General features: G+C 45.0%; 14 protein-coding genes. 6 read left to right on the forward strand and 8 right to left on the reverse strand.

The window, feature by feature from the left end; genetic code table 11:
- The first annotated feature begins 3 nt into the window (after positions 1 to 3).
- The 3 genes from R7F64_RS05640 (at position 4) to R7F64_RS05650 (ending at position 5283) form a co-directional block, all read left to right on the forward strand.
- A complete protein-coding gene (locus R7F64_RS05640) occupies positions 4 to 888 on the forward strand; it encodes an iron-siderophore ABC transporter substrate-binding protein (RefSeq protein ID WP_054574124.1) in 885 nt (294 codons plus the stop codon).
- Positions 885 to 2861 carry a Fe(3+)-hydroxamate ABC transporter permease FhuB gene (gene fhuB / locus R7F64_RS05645; protein WP_225472889.1) on the forward strand — a complete coding sequence of 659 codons (1977 nt, stop codon included), beginning with the start codon at positions 885 to 887 and terminating at the stop codon, positions 2859 to 2861. Before R7F64_RS05640 ends, fhuB begins: the two co-directional genes overlap by 4 nt.
- Before the next feature lie 199 nt (positions 2862 to 3060).
- Positions 3061 to 5283, forward strand: coding sequence for a TonB-dependent siderophore receptor (locus R7F64_RS05650; protein WP_213893824.1), 2223 nt, complete (start codon positions 3061 to 3063; stop codon positions 5281 to 5283).
- 42 nt (positions 5284 to 5325) lie between these two features.
- Here R7F64_RS05650 and R7F64_RS05655 read toward each other — a convergent pair whose 3' ends face one another.
- The 6 genes from R7F64_RS05655 to R7F64_RS05680 all read right to left on the reverse strand — a co-directional run bounded on the left by R7F64_RS05655 (position 5326) and on the right by R7F64_RS05680 (position 13260).
- A complete protein-coding gene (locus R7F64_RS05655) occupies positions 5326 to 5874 on the reverse strand; it encodes a hypothetical protein (RefSeq protein WP_017820633.1) in 549 nt (182 codons plus the stop codon).
- Between the two features lie 250 nt (positions 5875 to 6124).
- Positions 6125 to 7900, reverse strand: coding sequence for an ABC transporter transmembrane domain-containing protein (locus R7F64_RS05660; RefSeq protein ID WP_213866545.1), 1776 nt, complete (start codon positions 7898 to 7900; stop codon positions 6125 to 6127).
- 3 nt (positions 7901 to 7903) lie between these two features.
- On the reverse strand, positions 7904 to 9643 hold the full coding sequence (locus R7F64_RS05665; protein WP_318071516.1) for an ABC transporter transmembrane domain-containing protein: 1740 nt from the start codon (positions 9641 to 9643) through the stop codon (positions 7904 to 7906).
- Between the two features lie 271 nt (positions 9644 to 9914).
- Positions 9915 to 10406: a type II secretion system protein gene (locus tag R7F64_RS05670; protein WP_005377704.1), complete on the reverse strand. Its 492-nt coding sequence runs from the start codon at positions 10404 to 10406 to the stop codon at positions 9915 to 9917.
- Positions 10407 to 10610: 204 nt separating this feature from the next.
- Complete coding sequence (locus R7F64_RS05675; RefSeq protein WP_318071517.1) at positions 10611 to 11954, reverse strand: sodium/glutamate symporter; 1344 nt, start codon at positions 11952 to 11954, stop codon at positions 10611 to 10613.
- A gap of 427 nt (positions 11955 to 12381) precedes the next feature.
- Positions 12382 to 13260 (reverse strand): LysR family transcriptional regulator, encoded by an 879-nt coding sequence (locus R7F64_RS05680; protein ID WP_318071518.1) that lies wholly within the window; start codon positions 13258 to 13260, stop codon positions 12382 to 12384.
- Positions 13261 to 13363: 103 nt separating this feature from the next.
- Between R7F64_RS05680 and R7F64_RS05685 the strand changes: the two genes are divergently transcribed.
- Complete coding sequence (locus R7F64_RS05685) at positions 13364 to 13651, forward strand: putative quinol monooxygenase (RefSeq protein ID WP_318071519.1); 288 nt, start codon at positions 13364 to 13366, stop codon at positions 13649 to 13651.
- An 11-nt stretch (positions 13652 to 13662) separates the two neighbouring features.
- Complete coding sequence (locus tag R7F64_RS05690; RefSeq protein WP_318071520.1) at positions 13663 to 14640, forward strand: Gfo/Idh/MocA family oxidoreductase; 978 nt, start codon at positions 13663 to 13665, stop codon at positions 14638 to 14640.
- Positions 14641 to 14724: 84 nt separating this feature from the next.
- On the opposite strand, the gene R7F64_RS05695 is transcribed toward R7F64_RS05690, so the two are convergent.
- Positions 14725 to 15411 (reverse strand): DNA-3-methyladenine glycosylase I, encoded by a 687-nt coding sequence (locus R7F64_RS05695; RefSeq protein ID WP_005377694.1) that lies wholly within the window; start codon positions 15409 to 15411, stop codon positions 14725 to 14727.
- 86 nt (positions 15412 to 15497) lie between these two features.
- Here R7F64_RS05695 and R7F64_RS05700 point away from each other — a divergent pair, with 86 nt between their 5' ends.
- On the forward strand, positions 15498 to 15692 hold the full coding sequence (locus R7F64_RS05700; RefSeq protein WP_005377692.1) for a hypothetical protein: 195 nt from the start codon (positions 15498 to 15500) through the stop codon (positions 15690 to 15692).
- Between the two features lie 85 nt (positions 15693 to 15777).
- Here R7F64_RS05700 and R7F64_RS05705 read toward each other — a convergent pair whose 3' ends face one another.
- Positions 15778 to 18603, reverse strand: coding sequence for an Hsp70 family protein (locus tag R7F64_RS05705; RefSeq protein ID WP_318071521.1), 2826 nt, complete (start codon positions 18601 to 18603; stop codon positions 15778 to 15780).
- Between the last annotated feature and the right edge of the window lie 16 nt (positions 18604 to 18619).

An 18619-nucleotide genomic window follows, 5' to 3' on the forward strand; every position in this document is an offset into this window, starting at 1 on the left:
ATAATGAGCAGTACAAACACTCGACTTAAACATTTCTCTTTCGCTCTCTCACTTAGTGCGCTTTTGGTCAGTTCTTTTCAAGCACTAGCTGACGCATCACCTCGGGTGATGTCGGTTGATTGGACACAAACTGAAACGATGTTGGCGTTAGGGGTTGTGCCCGTAGGCGTCGCTCAAGGGCAAGATTACGATGCTTGGGTAAAATCGCCACCGTTACCACCTCAAACTAAGGATGTAGGGTTAAGAACTCAACCCAATATAGAGCGTATTTACGAGCTCAGACCTGACCGTATTTTTATTGCCCCGTACTTCTCCTCAATGAAGCATCGTTTAGTCGATATTGCCCCCGTTACCACGATTGACTTATATGAAAGCGGGATCACAGATTGGTCGGTACTTACTCGTTTCACTCGGAGGTTTGGTGAAGAGCTGGGAAGAGAAGCGGAAGCAGAGGCGCTTATCCAACAATATGAAAAACGTTTCTCTTTATTAAAACAGCGCATAAACAAAGACCAGCCGCCGCTTTTAATGATTCAGTTTATGGATACGAAGCACGTTCGTGTTTTTGGTCAAAATAGTCTTTACTCTCAGGCTATCGAAAAGATTGGGCTGAGTAATGCATGGAATGAAAAGACGAATAGCTGGGGCTTTAGCCTAGTTGGCATCGACAAGTTAGCTGGCATAAAAGCTCAAATTGTTATCGTAGAGCCATTACCTTACGGTGGAGCGGAGCAGCTCTCTCAAGACCCATTTTGGCAATATGTTGTTCAACAATCTGGTGAAAAGGTCATGCAAGTCGCACCCGTTTGGAGTTTTGGTTCTATGCCTTCAGCTCTCCGTTTCGCAGAGTTAGTTACGGCGAGTAAGGTCGAGGAGTTAACACAATGAAAACGATGCCTTTAAGCTTTGTGGTGTTACTTTCGGCATTTACCTTTTCTATTGGTGCTTTCCAATTGTACCAAGTAAGCTCATTTTCGTTGGCTCTAAGCAGTTTATGGGAGCCTAACTTTCAATCTATCGATTCTGTTTTACTTCACTTTAGCTGGTGGCCTCGAGTCTTCACCACGATTATATCTGGTGCTGGATTAGCGGTTGCTGGGGTATTGATGCAGCAAGTGCTGCGTAACCCTCTCGCTTCACCCACGACACTTGGTGTGGCGAGCGGTTCAAGTTTTGCTTTGATGTTAGCTACGCTATTCGCACCTTGGATGTTGGATATCGCGCCTAATTTGGTTGCTCTCATCGGCGGTGTGATATCGATGGGGTTGGTGATGCTGTTGTCATGGCGACGAGCGTTATCTCCAACGGTTGTCGTCGTTTCTGGGTTAGTGATAAACCTGTACTTTGCATCATTAAGTACGGTTATTCTGATGATGAATACCGAAAAGCTGAATGGGTTAATGATATGGGGAGCCGGTTCGCTTGTTCAGAGTGGATGGGGAGATTTCTCGTATCTTGCCCCTCGAATCGCACTTGCTACGGTCGTTGCATTTGTGATTGCAAAGCCGTTAAGTCTGTTGGAACTCTCCGAGCAAGGTGCCAAGAGTTTAGGTGTCTCGCTAGCTAAGTTGCGTTTTGTCTGTCTTGGGCTTGCGGTGTTAATCACTTCTTGGGTGGTTTCTGTCGTAGGAATCATCGGTTTCATCGGGTTAGCGGCGCCAGCGATTACTCGATTGATAGGTATCAATAAAATCCAGCATAAGCTTTGGGTATCAATGCTGATTGGTGCCATGTTATTGACTTTAACCGATTTGGTTATTCAGCAACTGCCAGGGCTAATGGCGAGTTTTATACCAACGGGAGCAGCAACCGCTGCACTGGGCGCTCCGCTACTGTTATGGCTGTTACCTCGCTTATCACAAAAGACGCAGGGCCATACTCAAACAGTGTTAACTCGACATCGTGAACATGTTTACAAGCTAAACCCTAAAGCGATCTCATTGGCGTTGATCGGCACGTTAATTTCTGTTGTTCTTTTTGCCACGGTTGCTGTGCAAAATGAAGGGTGGGCAAACTTATTTTCTAGCCAAAATTGGATTTTTTTGGAGTGGCGCGCACCTAGATTATTTGCAGCAGCAATTGCGGGGGCAATGTTAGCGATTGCTGGAACCATGATTCAACGCCTAAGTGGAAACCCAATGGCAAGTCCTGAAGTGATCGGTATCAGTTCAGGGACAGCGATGGGATTGATCATCGCGATGTTTACTGGGTTTGGTTCGTCAATTTTCACTCTTTCTCTAGGCGGGCTCGTAGGTGCATTAGCGACGGTATTAGTCATTGTGCTGCTAAACCGTAAATCAGGCTTTCAGCCGGAGCGTATTTTGTTGACTGGTATTGCGATAACCGCACTGATGAATGCAATACAGAGCTTTATTCTAGCCACTGGTGACCCAAGAAGTTATCAAGCATTGGCTTGGTTGTCAGGGTCTACCTACTATGTCTCGGTTGAAACGTTACTCCCGTTGTCTTTATCTGCGCTTGTCTTTATAGGGTTGAGTTTTCTCTGCGTAAGATGGCTAGATATTCTTCCTGTCGGTGCCGCTTCCTCTAAAGCGCTTGGAATTCGAGTTGATCGTTCACGCGCAACACTGCTTCTTTTAGTTGCTTGTCTCACGGTCAGTGCGACATTGGTTGTTGGTCCGATTAGCTTTGTTGGGTTGTTGGCTCCGCATTTAGCTCGCTTATTTGGTTTTAACAAAGCGTCACAACACATGTTATGCGCCGCGATATTGGGGGCAGGGGTGATGTTGTTGGCTGATTGGTTGGGACGACAGGTCCTTTACCCGCAAGAAATACCAACAGGGCTTATGGCGTCTCTCATTGGCGGTTTGTATTTAATGTGGGGTTTACGCCGCTTATAGAAATGAGCTAAGCCTCAACCAAGAAAGTACTTATACAAATAAGCACTCGTAGTGGCATTCGTAACCTATGCGAGTGCTTTATGCAAAACCTCTGGTTTGTCTTTTACGGAAACAACTGGCGATGCCGTAACTCGCTTTTCTTTCAGCGGTCGCTGAAGTCATGAAGGGTTGGTTTGGCTGCCGACAAAAAGGAGAGAATATGACTCGGCAGTTTATGCTGACACCAACGTCGATGGCGGTTGTATTAGCTGTATCAACGCCAAATGTCTTGGCTCAGGAAGATGAAAATATAGTTGTGATTGGACAGCAGCAAGACAGTGCAGTTGGTCCAGACTTTAGTTATCTCGGAGCGAAGAGTCGGGCAGCGACGAAAACTGATATTGCTATCAATGAGACTCCAAGAGCGGTGTCTGTTGTTACGCGAGAGCAAATGGATGATCGTGCCTCTATTAGCATTTCTGACGCACTACAGTACACACCAAGCATTCAAACTAATTATTTCGGCGAAGATAACAAGCAAGATTGGTTTATTATTCGTGGTTTTAAACAGGCGAACAGTGGGTTGTATCAAGATGGTACCCGTTTATATTCTTCTGGCTTCTATAGTTGGCAAATAGATCCGTTTGCGTTAGAGAGGGTTGAAGTTTTACGTGGTGCAGCGTCTGTTCTTTATGGGCAAAACCCTCCAGGTGGGGTTATCAATGTTGTCAGTAAGCGACCTCAATTTGATGGGGGGTCAGGACTTGTATCTTTGGAGTACGGTTCTGAAGACCGTAAACAACTTTCTCTTGACGTAAACTCTGAGGTGAGTGAGCAGCTAGCTTTCCGCTTTCAAGGGTTAGCGAGAAAAAATGGGACGAGAATTAGTAGGGTAGAAGCAGAGCGCATTCTTCTCTCTCCATCGATGACGTACAAATTTAATGAGACGTCTGAAATTACCTTTCTAACGAGCTATCAAAAAGACGACTCAGATCCTTATCTGCAATTTTTGCCAGTTGAAGGAACGTTAACGCCAAACAAAAATGGAAAGATCAGTGATAGTTTAGCGATAGGCAATCCTAACTGGGAGACGTTTGAGCGTGAGCAGATGTCTTTAGGCTATGAGTTTTCTCATGCATTTAATGATACCACTTCATTTGTTCAAGCAGCTCGTTACAGCGAAATGGATGTTAAGCTAAGACAAATGTATTCGTACGTTTACTCGGCTGACGTGCCTGCGTTGGGGCCGGCTTTGGACCCATCAAATGAACGCAAAACCATACTTCGGGGTGCTTCAACAGAAGATGGGTCATCTGATGCTTTTAATATCGATAATCGTTTGATGCACCAAGTAAATTGGGGAAGTGTTGAGCATAACTTGATGTTGGGCATAGATTTTCAAATGATCAGTATCGATGGTAAAGATTTTGCGAATGATCCTATCGTTGCTGATGGTAATGCGCTCTTAAACACACCAATGGGAGCTTTGCCTGACCCTAGGTTTAATGTATTTAATCCTACTTATTCGGATAACATAATGTTACTCGATCCGAATACGCTACAACCATTGAGCGAAACCGATAAGCAAAGAACGAAAATCGATAATCAGCAGCTCGGCGTCTACTTTCAAGATCATATGCTGATCAACGATAAATGGGCGATGTTATTGGGCGCACGTTACGACGATACAAGTAATGAAGTACATAATGTTACCACGGGTGCTCGCACGAAAGTCGATAATGGAGAGTGGACGTTTAGCGTGGGAACGGCTTATATTTCTGATTCTGGCTTCACGCCATACTTTAGTTACTCTCAGTACTTTGATCCAATTATTCAAGAAGACAGCAATGGTAAGCCAGCGAAGCCTGAAAGCGGTGATCAATTTGAAATCGGTATGAAATACCAACCGGATTCATTTGATGGTTATTTCAATATTGCAACGTATCGGGCAACAAAAGAAAACTTGGCTCGTATCTACTTGAGTGAATTAACGCAAATAGGAAAAATAGAAAATAACGGCGTTGAGTTTGAAGCTGTAGCTAATGTGACACCATCCTTAACATTGATCGGGAACATTGCGTACGTTGATGCAGAGATAAAAGAAGACATCAATAAGGCATGGGTTGGCAAAACACCTTCCCAAGTGGCGAATACCGTATCATCAGCTTGGGCACATTATCGTTTCTTTGATGGACCTCTTGATGGCTTTGCTGTTGGCTTAGGCGCGCGCTATACAGGTGAGTCATACGGAGACAATGAAGAGAGACTAAAAGTACCAAGTTATTTCTTAATGGATGCGACGGTCAGTTATCGAATCGGCGATTACAAGCTACAAGTCGCAGCTAAAAACATCGCGGATAAAAAGTACATAGCGACATGTGATGGCTTTTGTTGGTATGGCGACCGACAAAATGTTATTGCAAGTTTAACTTACGACTGGTGAGTTAACGTATAAATAAACACCCCTCACTTTAGGGGTGTTTATTTAGAAATCGGCTTTACGGACAAAGTGCGGGTTTTTGTACTTTTTCTGCGGGCCAAACGATGATACGACAAGTTTGTTCCATAATGTTTTGTCAAACTCACCCTTTGGAATCGAAGGGTAGAGGGTTTCCTCTTCTTCTCTTGCAAAGTTCATATATTGTTTCTTTTTAATTTGATTGTACTTTTTGGCGATCTGGTTATGTTTTCTTACCCACTCCAGCTTGTAATTGTGGAGCACTTTTTCACCATCTTCGAGACTCATTCGAGATAGGAACAGTCGCTTGTATGAGACCTTTCTGTCCAGCATTGTGCGCATAACGGTTTGGATATATTTACCGTGATGCGTAATGGTAATGTCGTTTTCATCAACAGGAGTGACACACCAGCCTTTAGGTAAAAAGTCTGGCTTCTTAAATTGCTTATTACGCTCCATTAGCGCCTGATGTAAAACTAAATCAGAGGTGCCGCGGAACGTCTTTTGCCATTTACCGATACGAATTTGAATCGAACCAGGCAAGCGATAGATGTTAGTAAACTTATCTTTGTCCATGGACTTGTGTCATGAGATTAATGTGCATAATTAGAAAGCGGAATTCAGCCCAATGCCACAGGCAGTAGACTTAAGTACCGTACGATTTTACAACGACCTTGCGTGATATAGCGAGGGGTTATGTCAATAATAGGTAAGAAATAGAAAATTAGTTCACATTATGAAGAAATTGGAAGCTTACAAGGCTAAATTTTGAAGTTACACCAATTATGCCCATGCCGACTAAATAAAAGAAGGCACGGGCATAAAATCACACCGCTTCTTCGAGTTGCTTGGTGTCTTCTTCAATCTGTTGTAGGTGTCGGTTTGCTTGCTGTAACTGATACATTTGAGCATAACGACCATTTTGCGTTAAGAGTGCTTTGTGTGTGCCTTTCTCGACTAACTCCCCATGATGAAGAACAATGATTTGGTCTGCATCTAAGATAGTTGAAAGCCGATGAGCAATAACAACGAGCGTCATGTCTTGTCTGAGGACCGCCAAGCTCTTTTGGATTAAAGCCTCTGTTCCTGAGTCAATATTTGCGGTTGCTTCATCTAATATCAATATCTTAGGTTTTACCACAAGCACACGTGCTAACGCCAAAAGCTGTTTCTGACCTGCAGATAAATTAGTTTCGCCTTGACCTAACTGCGTGTCTAGCCCGTTAGGGTAACGATGAATTTGTTCTGCCAAACCTACCTTGTCTAACGCATCCCATATTTGATTGTCATCAACCGCCCGACTGAGAGAGATGTTTTCTCTGACTGAAGCAGGGAGAATATGTGGATCTTGTTGAACCATTGCCACATCTTTGCGAAGTACGTCTTTCCCTAATGTTTTAAGTGGACGACCATCTATGAGCAGTTCACCACATTGAGTTGGATAAAAGCCCATTAACAGTGACGCTAAGGTGCTTTTACCGCTTCCTGTATGCCCGACAAGCGCGATAAAGTCTTGGTGGGTGGCCTTCAACGAAATGTCTTTTAGGACGTCCTGTTTACCATCGTAGCTAAATGTGAGGTCTTTAAGTTCGATAGCACCTGACCTTAATGGTTGATGATCGCCCCCGTAAGTTTGTTCTTTCGCATCAATCAATTCAAAAACACGTTCGCTTGATACTAACGCCTGCTGAAGTAGAGCAAGTTGCTGAGTCATCTCAATTAGTGGTTCAGTAACTCGCGCAAGATAACTGATAAATGCATACAGTACCCCCACACCAATCAACTCAATACCATTAAAACCAAAGATCGCAACCAAGCAAAGCAACGCAAGACCAGCGAGTAAGTCCATTAATGGTCTTAGCAGATAGCCGTTTAGCCGAATCACTCGTTTAGATGCCACCAGATGCTCTGCGGTTAGCTCGTTGAACTGTTTATTAAAACGCTCTTCTTGTTGCATTAATTGAATGACACTCATCCCTTGAATGGATTCACTCAGATTCGCATTTATATCGGTCAATAGGTCACGCATCTTTCGGTAGCTTTCTGTACTTAGCTGCTTAAACAAGTACATAAAGCCGATGACGATCGGCAGCAATACAAGCACAACGAGTGTGAGCTTCCAGCTCATGAAAAACATAACGCCAAGCATTACGACAATCATGACCACGTTTTTCACCACGGTCGCGATCAAAAGCTCATAAAATTGCTGTAAAGATTCCGTATCGTTGGTGATTCGCGACACCAATTTTCCAGCAGGAGTGTAATCAAACGCAGATAACGGCTGCTTAATCACGCCAGAAAATACTTGCTTACGAATCGCTTTGATCGTGTTAGCCGCGACAATGCTAAATTGCAATGACTGAAAATACTGGAATGTTGCCGATACGATCTGAAGAGCGATATAACCTACTGCTAGCGAAATCAGAACATTTTGTGAATAGTCACCTTTAGCGATGTGCTCATCAATGAAATATTGAATCAACCAAGGGCCGCCGGCGCTGGCTAACGCAGCAATAAACAGCAAGGCGAGTCCTTTAATCATTGGCTTTGGTTGAGATAATGGGTAAGACATTAACCGTTTAAACGTGCTGGTCTGGTTCATTCATTATTCCTCCATCGCCTGCTCTAGTTTCTGATACTCGAACATCTCGGCGTACCAGCCTTGATGCGCTAATAAAGCGCTATGTTGCCCACGTTCAGTAATGTGTCCGTGATTCAATACAATGATCTCGTCTGCTGCTTCCAAAGCGGTGAGGCGGTGCGCAATAACGATTAGGGCTTGATCACGGTAGTGTGTTTCCAAATTCTTAAGGATTTGATGTTCGGTCCGTCCATCAACAGCGGAAAGTGCATCGTCCAAAACCAACACTTGGGCATTCAGCAGCATAGCGCGTGCTATCGCAATACGTTGTTTTTGCCCGCCGGAGAGTGTAATGCCTTTTTCACCAACTTCTGTTTGGTAGCCTTCAGGAAACTTTTCAATATCGTCATGTATACAGGCTAACTTTGCTGCTCTATAGACTTCTTCTTTCTCTGCATTAGGGTTGCCTAAGGCAATATTTTCGAAGATAGATTTGGAGAATAGAAACGGACTTTGGTTAACGACAGCAAAACGGTTGCGCCACTGCGGTAGTAGGGCATCCTTGATCTCGACATCCCCGAATTTAATTGAGCCGTTTTCTAAATCATGTTGACGCAAAAGTAGTGTTAACAGGGTCGATTTTCCGCTTCCTACCGGCCCTGCAACTCCCAACATTTTTCCGGGTTCCAGTTCGATGTATACTTCCGTCAAAGCGGGCGGTAAATCACTAGACCAATGGAAATCGTCGATATCAATTTTTAACGGAAGTGGTTTATTTTCTATTGGTTTATTGCCACTGATAATTTCTGGCTTTTCATCAAAGATCTCTTGTAATCGGTTCCATGCAGCAGAGCCTCTTTCTAAAATGTTAAATAGGAATGCGAATGCCAGCATCGGCCATATCATCAACCCTAAATACATCGTAAATGCGGTCAGATCACCAAGCGTGATCTCACCTTTATCAACAAGGTAAGCACCAGCAGCGACACTAAGAAGGAAAGAAAGACCGATGGTTAACTGAATTGCCGGGTCAAATCTAGCATCGACTCTTGCGACAGCGATGTTCTTTTCGCCAGTATCATCCACAACCTCTTCAAAACGTTGCTGCTCTTGGTTTTCTAATCCGAAAGCACGCAGCATTCGCACGCCATTAAGTGACTCTTGTGTCATGTCTGACATGGTAGAAAAGGCTTCCTGAGCGACACGAAAGCGTTGATGTAGGATACGCACAATAAAGAAGATGATGATGGCAAGAAATGGCATTGGAAGAAGCGCCATTACGGTGAGCTTCCAGCTTACTTGCGTTACCATAATGATTAAAACCGCAATACCAGTGATCAAAGAGTCTGCGGCGGTTAAAACCCCTTCGCCGGCTGTCATAACGATATTACGCACATCATTAGTGCCACGAGCCATCAGATCCCCCGTCTTGTAACGTTCAAAAAAACGAGGTGGCTGTGTCGATAAATGCCTATATAGACGGTTACGTAGAATGGTCCCGAGCTCCCAGCTTGCGCCGAAAAGCCAAATTCGCCATAAGATGCGACACCCATAAATAGTAAAGATCAGTACAGTTAACCCTGAGAGCCATAGAATCAGCGTATTTGTATCTAAAGTGTTGTCTACGACGCCATCAACTATGATGCCAACTGCTTTGGGCGGAACAAGCTGTAGTGCTGATATCACAGCGAAAAGCAGAATGGATCCGACATAGTGCCTCCACTTTTGTTGGAAATACCAACGTAGCTGCCAGAATATTCTCATTACGCCTCCCGCTTTAAATTATTGAATTTGTTATAGAACTATTATTGAGCGAAATGATGAGTTTACAAGCACAAGTTATAGGCGGGTTTAAAAACGATAGATTGTTTCAATTATAACCATGTGTCGGCGCAAATTACTGGTTTTATCTCTATGAGCTAACTGTGCGACGACATTATGTGAAATAGTTGTTAATGGTGGTTTTGGAGCCATGACCTTGCAATAACGATGAAGACACCAAAAGTAAAAGTGTTACTGCCACTCTCTATGGGAATTAGCAATCGTCAGTTTGTATTTTGTATTTCACTTGGCCACCAGGAGTTTCTGGGTAGTAAACTTCGACATAACACATATGTTCTGGACCAACAGGCTTGTTTGCAAAACCAATAAGGAAGTAGGGCTCGTCTGGGCTATCTACCCCATACCAAGTGTTGATAGTGAGTTGCGGATCAAAGCCTGCTAGCTCTTTTGCTGGAATAACATTTTTGATAAATCCAAAGTAACCAATTAGGTCGTTATGGCCGTCATTATCTAGATCAATGTTATATTGTATGCCGCCATCTACTGTCTCTTGAGATTGAATCACTGCTTTGGTGTAGACAAAGTTGTTGGCGGTCATGAGTGCTTCTCTGGCTCCATATAGAACCGCCACTCTGGCATCTTTTTGTAAGCCAAGAAATTTAGGAAATGCAACGACGCTTACAATACCAAGAATGATGATGCACACAATGAGTTCAATAAGAGTAAATCCTTGAGAGCGACGCACAGCCTTTCTCCATGTTTTAGAAACGAATAGGCGGCTATTCTGATATAGAAACTTTCAGGTCAAGTATTAAAAAAGAATGATAGTAAGAGATCGGGATGGCAAATCTCAAATATAAAACAAGTTGCTTATCTTCGAGATGAGGAGTGATTTTGATAAAAACCAAGGAATGAACTCGAGAGGATAAAATCCTCCCGAGTAAAGCGACTAAGATTCGTGTGTCAGAGCACTGCGGTTACGTTTAAAAATGAATCGCCAAATAAATAAGACAATTGCGATGTAACCTAATCCTACACCAAGCGCTTGCCAGTGCATGCCGTTATACATCGCGATTGGCATCAAAGAGATGATGAAGATGTCAGTGATTGAGCCAGGGACATAAGCGATGGCGTAATCATCAAGCACCTTGCTACGCATTTTTGGATCAACAATACGAAGCAACGCAATACCCATGGCAACCGTACCGGTTAACCAACCCCAAGAGAAAATGCCTTTCTCGAACCAATCTTCTCCCATGATACGTGGGGCAACCCAGAAGATTAGCCATAGTGTGAAGGCGATACCGCCGATTGCAAGCACTAACATCGGCATTAAATACTGGGCTAGGACGGTAATCTTGATGGCTGAGATACCAAAGATAATCAAATAATCGGTACTGATGCCCGCAGCGTGTTTGAATGCACCGTCACAAAGATAGCGTGAAGCTTTCGTTTGTTTCGCGACGATTCGCACGAGCATGCCGCCAAGGAAGCCAGTTACGAACGTAGGGATTTGTACCTTATCGTGGAAAGAAGATAAGTAGTTAGCCGCTACATACGAGAAAGCTGTTACCACTACAACCAACGCCGCGTGAATCGCAAAAGAATCAACCGACAGGGAAGACATGGTGTCTTTCATTACCAGCTCTTGATCATCAGGCTTAACGAGCCCCTTGCGTTCGTGTTCATCCATGCTATCGAATGTCGTAAAGCTACGAATCCAACCCATCTTCAATGCGAATTGCAGCATGAGCATGCCGACAGAAATTGAAATGAAAATACCCACGGTTGCGAACGTTAAGCCAAGTGTGAAGCCATCTTCCCAGCCAAGCCCCGTGAAGATTTCACCAACAACAGAGGCAGACCCGTGACCACCCATAAAGCCCGCAGACATTGTCACACCAAAGCCGGGATTAATCTCTGGCCAGAAGAAGGTTGTGAGAACTAGACCAAACATTGCCGCAAACAACCACTGAGAAACAGAAGCGATTTGGTTAAACGCCCACAATGAGCCAGCACGCTGTGCGACGGTTTTAGGTGATGGAACATCCGTTGCCAGACCTAACGCAGAAAAAAGTGCAGCAGTTAACAGGCTTGCGTTAGCGGTAAAGGTGTCGGTCCAAGGCAGTACGTTTAGCAGGGCTGGTCCAAAAATCAGACCGAATAATCCCGCGAGAACCGCCGATGGAATGTACATACGTTGTAGTAGTGGCGTGTGAACGCGAATGACTTTTGCCAAAATCAATAGTAAGCCAGCAATGGCTAAGTCAGTCAGCATTAGACCTTTAGGCATTTTATCCTCCAGTAAATGCAGTCAAGGGGTAGCGTCCTTGTGACCAACCTTGATTGAAAAATCGCTCCCAACGAAAAAAGTCACATACGTGACCAAAAGTGTTGAGAAATCAATGTCGTTTTCATAAGCAAGGGAATATGCTTATGCAGTTTGAAATGAGTGCAAATGTCGTGATTGCGCACGAACTTGAAGAGAAATTAGATTAAATTTCTCGATGTTATTTTGATAGTTCACTCAGGAAAGGCGGCAATCCTAGTCACTTTGTCAGAGCAATGCAATTGATGGGAATCAACAAATGGTGTTCGCTAAATGAGCGATCTTTACTAACGGCATGAAAAATAAAGACAATTAACGAGAAATAATATTTATCATATCGACAATAAAAGTTGATTGAATGGCTAAATTGTCGCCGCTTTATGAGGTGGCGTTACGGATTCACATGCGAAAGAACAAAATCAACCAAGGTGCGGTTTTTAAGGGAAAGCTGTTTTGAACGGTAAAGCAGATGTATCGGTTTTGGCTTGGGGGCATGTTGCTGGAGAATTTCTACCAAGGCACCAGATTGGATTTCCTGTTCAACTAAGATCTTTGGTTGCAGAAGAAGACCAGAGCCTTTTAACGCGGCAAACTTAAGTACATCGCCATTATTAGACGTTAATCGGGTGTTGCTGTTTCCAAAGGTATTAGATGGCATGTTCACCACTTGTTGGCTTTCTCCTTGGTGATACTGAAACCCCAAACAATGATGATGTTCAAGGTCATCAAGCGATTGGATAGGGGCATGTTGCTCAAGGTAAGAGGGTGAGGCGCAGTAAGTCATGTGGTATTCACCCAATTTTCTCGCGACTAACGACGAATCGACCAATTCACCGATTCGAATAATCACGTCAGCTTCGCTTCGATATGGGTCAATCAAATTGTTGTCCAACATCAGCTCAACGTTCAAATCGGGAAATTCAGCTAAGAAGGCAGCCACGATAGGAGCAATGACCTTTTTGCCATACGTGACAGGGCAGTTAACTTTTACTGTTCCGGTTGGACGGTTGATCAGCGTCTGGATCAGGTTCTCTGCGTTGGTGATGTCTTCAATAATGCGGTGGCACTCTTGGTAGTAGAGTCTACCGGCTTCGGTCAGGGACTGTTTGCGCGTGGTGCGATGAATCAGCTGTGTACCTAAGCTTTGCTCAAGAAAGCTCACGTGCTTGCCAACCATGGTCGGTGAAATATCAAAGTGGTGTGCTGCATTACGAAAGCTGCCGTGTTCGACCACGTAAGCGAAAACTTTCATGCTTGTTAATTTATCCATTGCACACCCAGAGTTGATAAAGAAATAACTAAAGCAAAGTTTATCAATCAAATGAGGTTAATTACAGTGGGCGTATGATTAAGAATGGAGAAAGAGATCCATCATGAGCGAGACGATTTTTGTTACCGCCGAACTGAAAATGAATGCCGATAAGCCAAGACAACAAGTGGTTGAAGCCATTGAACAATTTTGCCTTGATATGCAAAGTGAAGCGGGGTGCTTGCAAGCGAATGCGACCTACGATTCTAACGATCCACAACGTGTGATTCTTTGGGAGCGATATGAAAACAGCGCCGCGATTGAAGCGCATTTTGCTATGCCGCATACACAAGCGTTTATTGCGGCTGAAATGGCGAAGTTAGTTCAAGCATTCGAAACCCAAGCTAAATAGGAGACGTGAACATGAAATGGGGCATTTTAGGCACAAGCTTTATCTCAGGTGTCATGGCTGAGGCAATCCAAGGCGATGACAAGAGTGAACTGTACGCGGTTGCTGGGCGTTCGGAGCAGAACTTAAAGACATTCGCTGAGCAATATGGCATCGAGAATACGTTCACCGATTACGATGCGTTGATTGCCGATGAGCAAGTCGACATTATTTACATCGCACTGCCAAATCATCTTCATCATGACTTTATCGTCAAAGCGGCAGAGCAGGGGAAAGCGATCCTGTGTGAAAAGTCACTCTCGGTAGATATGGAAAAAACCGAGTTGGCACTAAAAGCAGTCGAAACGCACAAGGTATTCTTTGCTGAAGGCTTAATGTATTTACATCACCCGTTGATCAGCGAGTTTGTTTCGGTGCTTAAATCGGGAGAGGTTGGTGAACTTCGCTCCATCCATACGTCTTATATTGCATCGATTACGCAGTTTGTTAATCCAGACAGTAAAGGTGCTTTGTATAATTTAGGTTGTTACCCAATGTCATTGGTGCATTTGGTGGTGAAAACCATGTTGGGTGAACAAACCTTTGAGAACCGTTCAATGACAGCGATTGGTCGACAAGGTAACGATGGGAATATCTGTGAATCGAGTTTGATGATGCAATTTGGTGAGCAACAAACGGCGAGCGTACACACTGCCGAAGATCATGGATTGAAACACCAATTCACCATTCTGGGTAGCAAAGGCTGTATTACGTTAGATTCAAATCCATGGCTACCAACGCAAGAAAACCAGTTTAGTGTGGAAATTTACGAGACGTCGAAGCGTGAAGTGTCTGTATCGGCAGCTGGAGACGCTTTCTTCTATCAAGTGCGCAATATTCGCCAGGCGGTTGAAGCAGGGCGTACATCGTTAGAGAACCCTTGTGCAACGTGGGAAGACTCTCACCGTATTATGCAGCTACTGACGGAGTGGGAATCACTGGCTTCAAAGTAAGTTTGTACTTGAACCAATGAACATTAAAACGGCACACTAAATATAATGATTAGTGCGCCGTTATTGTTTTGTGTGCAGTCTGGATTAAATACGGTTATCGCCGGTGCTGAACGCAATAATTTGGCTGATCTCAGACAGGCTTCTGCCACTTTCTTGCTGCCATTGAACAAACGCTTTGTTGGTGGCATCGAGCGATTTCTTCGTATCTTTGCCACCTTCAATGATCTTGCAATTACGCAGGTAAGCTTCAACGTCGCTAGACAAGATGAAGGTATCAACGCCCATTTGACGCAGTGTGTAAGGGCCTGTATTTCCGCCTAGGCGATTACCACGTTTCTTCAAATACGCCCATAGGTCGGTGATTTTCTCTTGCGGCCAATCGGCAACCATTTTGCCAAACGAACCGTATTCGATTTTTGCTTCGTGGATCATACGAGCGTTGGCAGGAATCGACATGACTTTAGTGAGGTGGCGAATGATGCGTTTGTCGGTTGCTTTGGTTTCCCATTGCTCATCTGACAGCATCAACAGCGGCTCAATCTTAAATCCGAAGAACACTTCTTCGAAGTTCGGCCACTTGTTGCGAACCACGCTCCACGAAATCCCACTTTGGAATACTTTCATCGAAAAAGCGGCCAGCCAACGGTCGTCGGGAATCGCTGCCAATTCTTCTTTGCTTAGTGGATGAGACAAAAGTGCTTCAAGTTGATCTTCACCACCTTTACGCTCAGCAGCGCGCTGATAAATCGCGTCAAATTTTTCGATACTCATAAAAGAAGTTAGTCCTAGTTTATGTCGATATTTGCGAAACATACTACGCTTAAGTGGCTGAATCGTAAATTGATGGAGTGTCACAAATGAAGAAGGTCACATTAACGTTTGTCGGGGAAGGTTCGGATCGTATTGCGGAAAAATTCTATGCGTGGATGACGGACGGTGGGTTGGAAGACAGCATGATTGAGAATTTATCTGACCGTGAAATCTCAGTTGTCGGCATCAGTGATATGGATAATGAAACGCGTGATGTGGTGATCAATACGGAAATGAACTAACGAGTTGTCTTTGGTCAGCAAGTCGAATCAGATAAAACAAAGCCCTTCACGAGAAGGGCTTTGTTGCGTTTATAAGCATGGGAGCTTAGTTGTTTACCAGCGTCAGACCGCTTGGGAGTGCATCACCGAAGATACGCTTCGATTCGCTCTCAGATAGCTCTTTGACTTCTTCAACCAATGATACCCAAGATTCAGGTACCTTGCTTTGCTGCAACTTAGCTAGTACCTGTTCACGGTAGTCGTCTGAGATATCGAATAGGCGGTCACCCGTCTTACGACAAATCATTACAGCTGCAAACGCGATCATTGGCTCTTTCTGCCAGTTCTGCTCTAACAGCTTAGGCAGCCACTGTTCCGCTTGTTCACGAGGAACGACGTTATGCTGACTGCCATACAAAGGCGTACGTGATGCCAAGCGCCCCATTGCCCACCAGTGTGCTTGTTCAAACTGGTTATGGTTGATGGCTTTGCTCAAGAACCACGTTGCCAATAGAACTTTGTCTTCGACTTCTAGATGCTCCAGAGAGGCTGACAAACGTACCATCGACTCGTAACCCATATCTTGTGCCGCTTTGGCGGATTGTGGGTTTTTCATCGCACCAGGATGTAGGTATTTCGCGATGTCCGCCAAGATGGTCTCTTGTTGCTCTTGGCTCAAGCCACCTGCGATACGACGCCAGAACACCCACCAGTCGGTCCAACCTTGATGGTTCTTAAACTGAATGTTTTGTTGGTAGAGACCCCAAACTTGCTCAATACGCCATGAGTCGGTTGGATCGCCAAAGCCCGGACGCAATGCAAAGCCTGCCAAACGAAGCCAGTTTTTCTCGTGTTGTTCAGAACGGCGACGACGCTTACGACCTTGTGCAAAGGTATCGAACAGTTGACGTAGGGTCGTGAAATCCCACTCGTCACGTTTGCCAAGTTTCTTCTCAAGATCTTTGGCTAAGGTTTTGATCTCTTTGCTTTCTGCGCTTTTCTTGTTGCCGCTGTAAAGACGAGCGATCAGCTCCTTACATTCGTTCAGTTTAGGGTGAAGCTTAACTTGCTCGCTGTCGTCGGTTTGCTTGTTACGAACTTCGAACTCAAGCTCCCAACGTTTGCTGTCATCTTCTGCGCTGACACATTCCATCTTAAGTGTGCCGACTTCGGTCAACTGACACGCCAGTTGTACTTCTACACGCTCTTTCTGGTTGGCTTGCAGTTCAGCGCCTTCACCTTCAAGGGTGGTGATATAAGGCGGAAGAGGGGCAAATAAGTCAGGATCAACGTCCACCATCACACCGTTTTGAATAGCGGTGTTATTGGTTAAGGTGTCGTGGGTAGACGTCAGCAGGTTAAAGCGAACGGGTTCACCTAGGGTAAGCGAGAAACGACGACCACTTAAGCGGATCTCATGACCTTCTTCTGTACCTTTTGCAAGCAAACAGAGCGCTTTGCCCATCTTGTTCTTTTCTTGAAGATGCAAGAAGTAAGAACGCGCTGCACCACCACCAATTTTAAGCTGTGCACCACGACGTGCTTTACCAAAGGCAACGGCACCCAGCGCAACAGACCAATCTGGATGAGGGTTATCTAATACCGTAACTGGTGCGCCGCGCCAATCGGAAAGTAGGGTAGTGACGCGCTCAGTCACAAGCTCACTGTTGAACACACCACCGTTAAGTAGCAAGCCTACCGGAATTGCATTTTGTTTGTCGTCTTCAATGCCGAGAGCGGCGCGAGCAACTTGCTGATGCTGAGTTAAGAACTCGGCAACGTGTTTGCTCACTGCTGGGTCAGCAACGTATGGAAGACCAAACTCGACAACGGCGCTGCGGCGCTTGTCTGGTACTTCACTGAAATCAGAAAGCGGGAAGAAGCCATCCAAAGCGATTTGATGCACTTCTTGTTTGCTCAGCCCAATACTCTTTGTTCCGCCAAGAAGTTTCGAGCCGCTGCCCAGCATGGTGATCTTCACTTCTTCAGGTGCACTCGCTGAAAGCAAGTTTTCTTTCGCTTTGCGAGTTTGCTGAATCAGCTTAGTCAGGCTTGCAGCAGTGAGCTTCTTACTTTGTTCCCCTTTATTTTGAGAAAGGCGGCTCTCCGCAAGGTGCGCTAATGCTAAGTCGAGGTTGTCACCGCCCAGCATTAAGTGTTCGCCAACACCAATACGATCAAGGGCTAGTTCATCTTGAGAAGAGAAACTGGCTTCAATCAAGCTCAAGTCGGTAGTACCACCGCCCACATCACACACCAGAATCAGCGGTAACTCTTTGAGTTCATCAGCTGCGGTTTGCTGGTGGCGTGCGTACCAGTCGTAACATACGGCTTGTGGTTCTTCGAGCAGGACGATTTTCTTTAAACCAGCCAGCTGTGCAGCTTCAAGCGTGAGTTTACGAGCGGTTTCATCGAACGAAGCTGGAACGGTCACAACCACATCTTGGTCTTCTAGCTTATTGCTAGGGTGACGGTAGTTCCATGCTTGACGAATGTGGTTGAGGTAGCTTGCGCTGGCAATAACGGGTGAGACTTTATCTACGTCTTGCGCGCCCGCCCAAGGAAGAATGTCTGAACTACGATCCACTGCTTGGTGCGATAGCCAGCTTTTAGCACTGGATACCTGACGTCCTTCCACCTTCGCGCCTAATTCACGAGCCCATTCACCCACGATCACATTACTAATGTCGCCAGAGACAGGCTCGTTTTCCCAAGGGAGTGTTAGGTCAGAAGGGGAGATTTGACCAACCGCAGGGTGATAGCGGAAAGAGGGCAGCAATGGCTTACGAACCACTTCACCCGGGCCAATCAATTGGTCGATGTCGAATAGGGATACTTCGGATTGTTCAAGGTTGTCGGTGATTTCACAGTACGCCACAACAGTGTTTGTGGTGCCAAGGTCAATACCAACAAGAAAACGAGGAGATGCCATACAAACCTTCGTGTAT

The sequence above is a fragment of the Vibrio sp. Vb1980 genome (assembly GCF_033338615.1).
Lineage (GTDB): Bacteria > Pseudomonadota > Gammaproteobacteria > Enterobacterales > Vibrionaceae > Vibrio > Vibrio alginolyticus.

Coding starts and splice junctions, on each gene's coding strand:
- R7F64_RS05690 (WP_318071520.1), top strand. CDS start 13,663: ATGAAATGGGGCATTTTAGGCACAAGCTTTATCTCAGGTGTCATGGCT.
- R7F64_RS05650 (WP_213893824.1), top strand. CDS start 3,061: ATGACTCGGCAGTTTATGCTGACACCAACGTCGATGGCGGTTGTATTA.
- R7F64_RS05695 (WP_005377694.1), bottom strand. CDS start 15,411: ATGAGTATCGAAAAATTTGACGCGATTTATCAGCGCGCTGCTGAGCGT.
- R7F64_RS05685 (WP_318071519.1), top strand. CDS start 13,364: ATGAGCGAGACGATTTTTGTTACCGCCGAACTGAAAATGAATGCCGAT.
- R7F64_RS05680 (WP_318071518.1), bottom strand. CDS start 13,260: ATGGATAAATTAACAAGCATGAAAGTTTTCGCTTACGTGGTCGAACAC.
- R7F64_RS05705 (WP_318071521.1), bottom strand. CDS start 18,603: ATGGCATCTCCTCGTTTTCTTGTTGGTATTGACCTTGGCACCACAAAC.
- R7F64_RS05665 (WP_318071516.1), bottom strand. CDS start 9,643: ATGAGAATATTCTGGCAGCTACGTTGGTATTTCCAACAAAAGTGGAGG.
- R7F64_RS05700 (WP_005377692.1), top strand. CDS start 15,498: ATGAAGAAGGTCACATTAACGTTTGTCGGGGAAGGTTCGGATCGTATT.
- R7F64_RS05660 (WP_213866545.1), bottom strand. CDS start 7,900: ATGAACCAGACCAGCACGTTTAAACGGTTAATGTCTTACCCATTATCT.
- fhuB (WP_225472889.1), top strand. CDS start 885: ATGAAAACGATGCCTTTAAGCTTTGTGGTGTTACTTTCGGCATTTACC.
- R7F64_RS05675 (WP_318071517.1), bottom strand. CDS start 11,954: ATGCCTAAAGGTCTAATGCTGACTGACTTAGCCATTGCTGGCTTACTA.
- R7F64_RS05640 (WP_054574124.1), top strand. CDS start 4: ATGAGCAGTACAAACACTCGACTTAAACATTTCTCTTTCGCTCTCTCA.
- R7F64_RS05655 (WP_017820633.1), bottom strand. CDS start 5,874: ATGGACAAAGATAAGTTTACTAACATCTATCGCTTGCCTGGTTCGATT.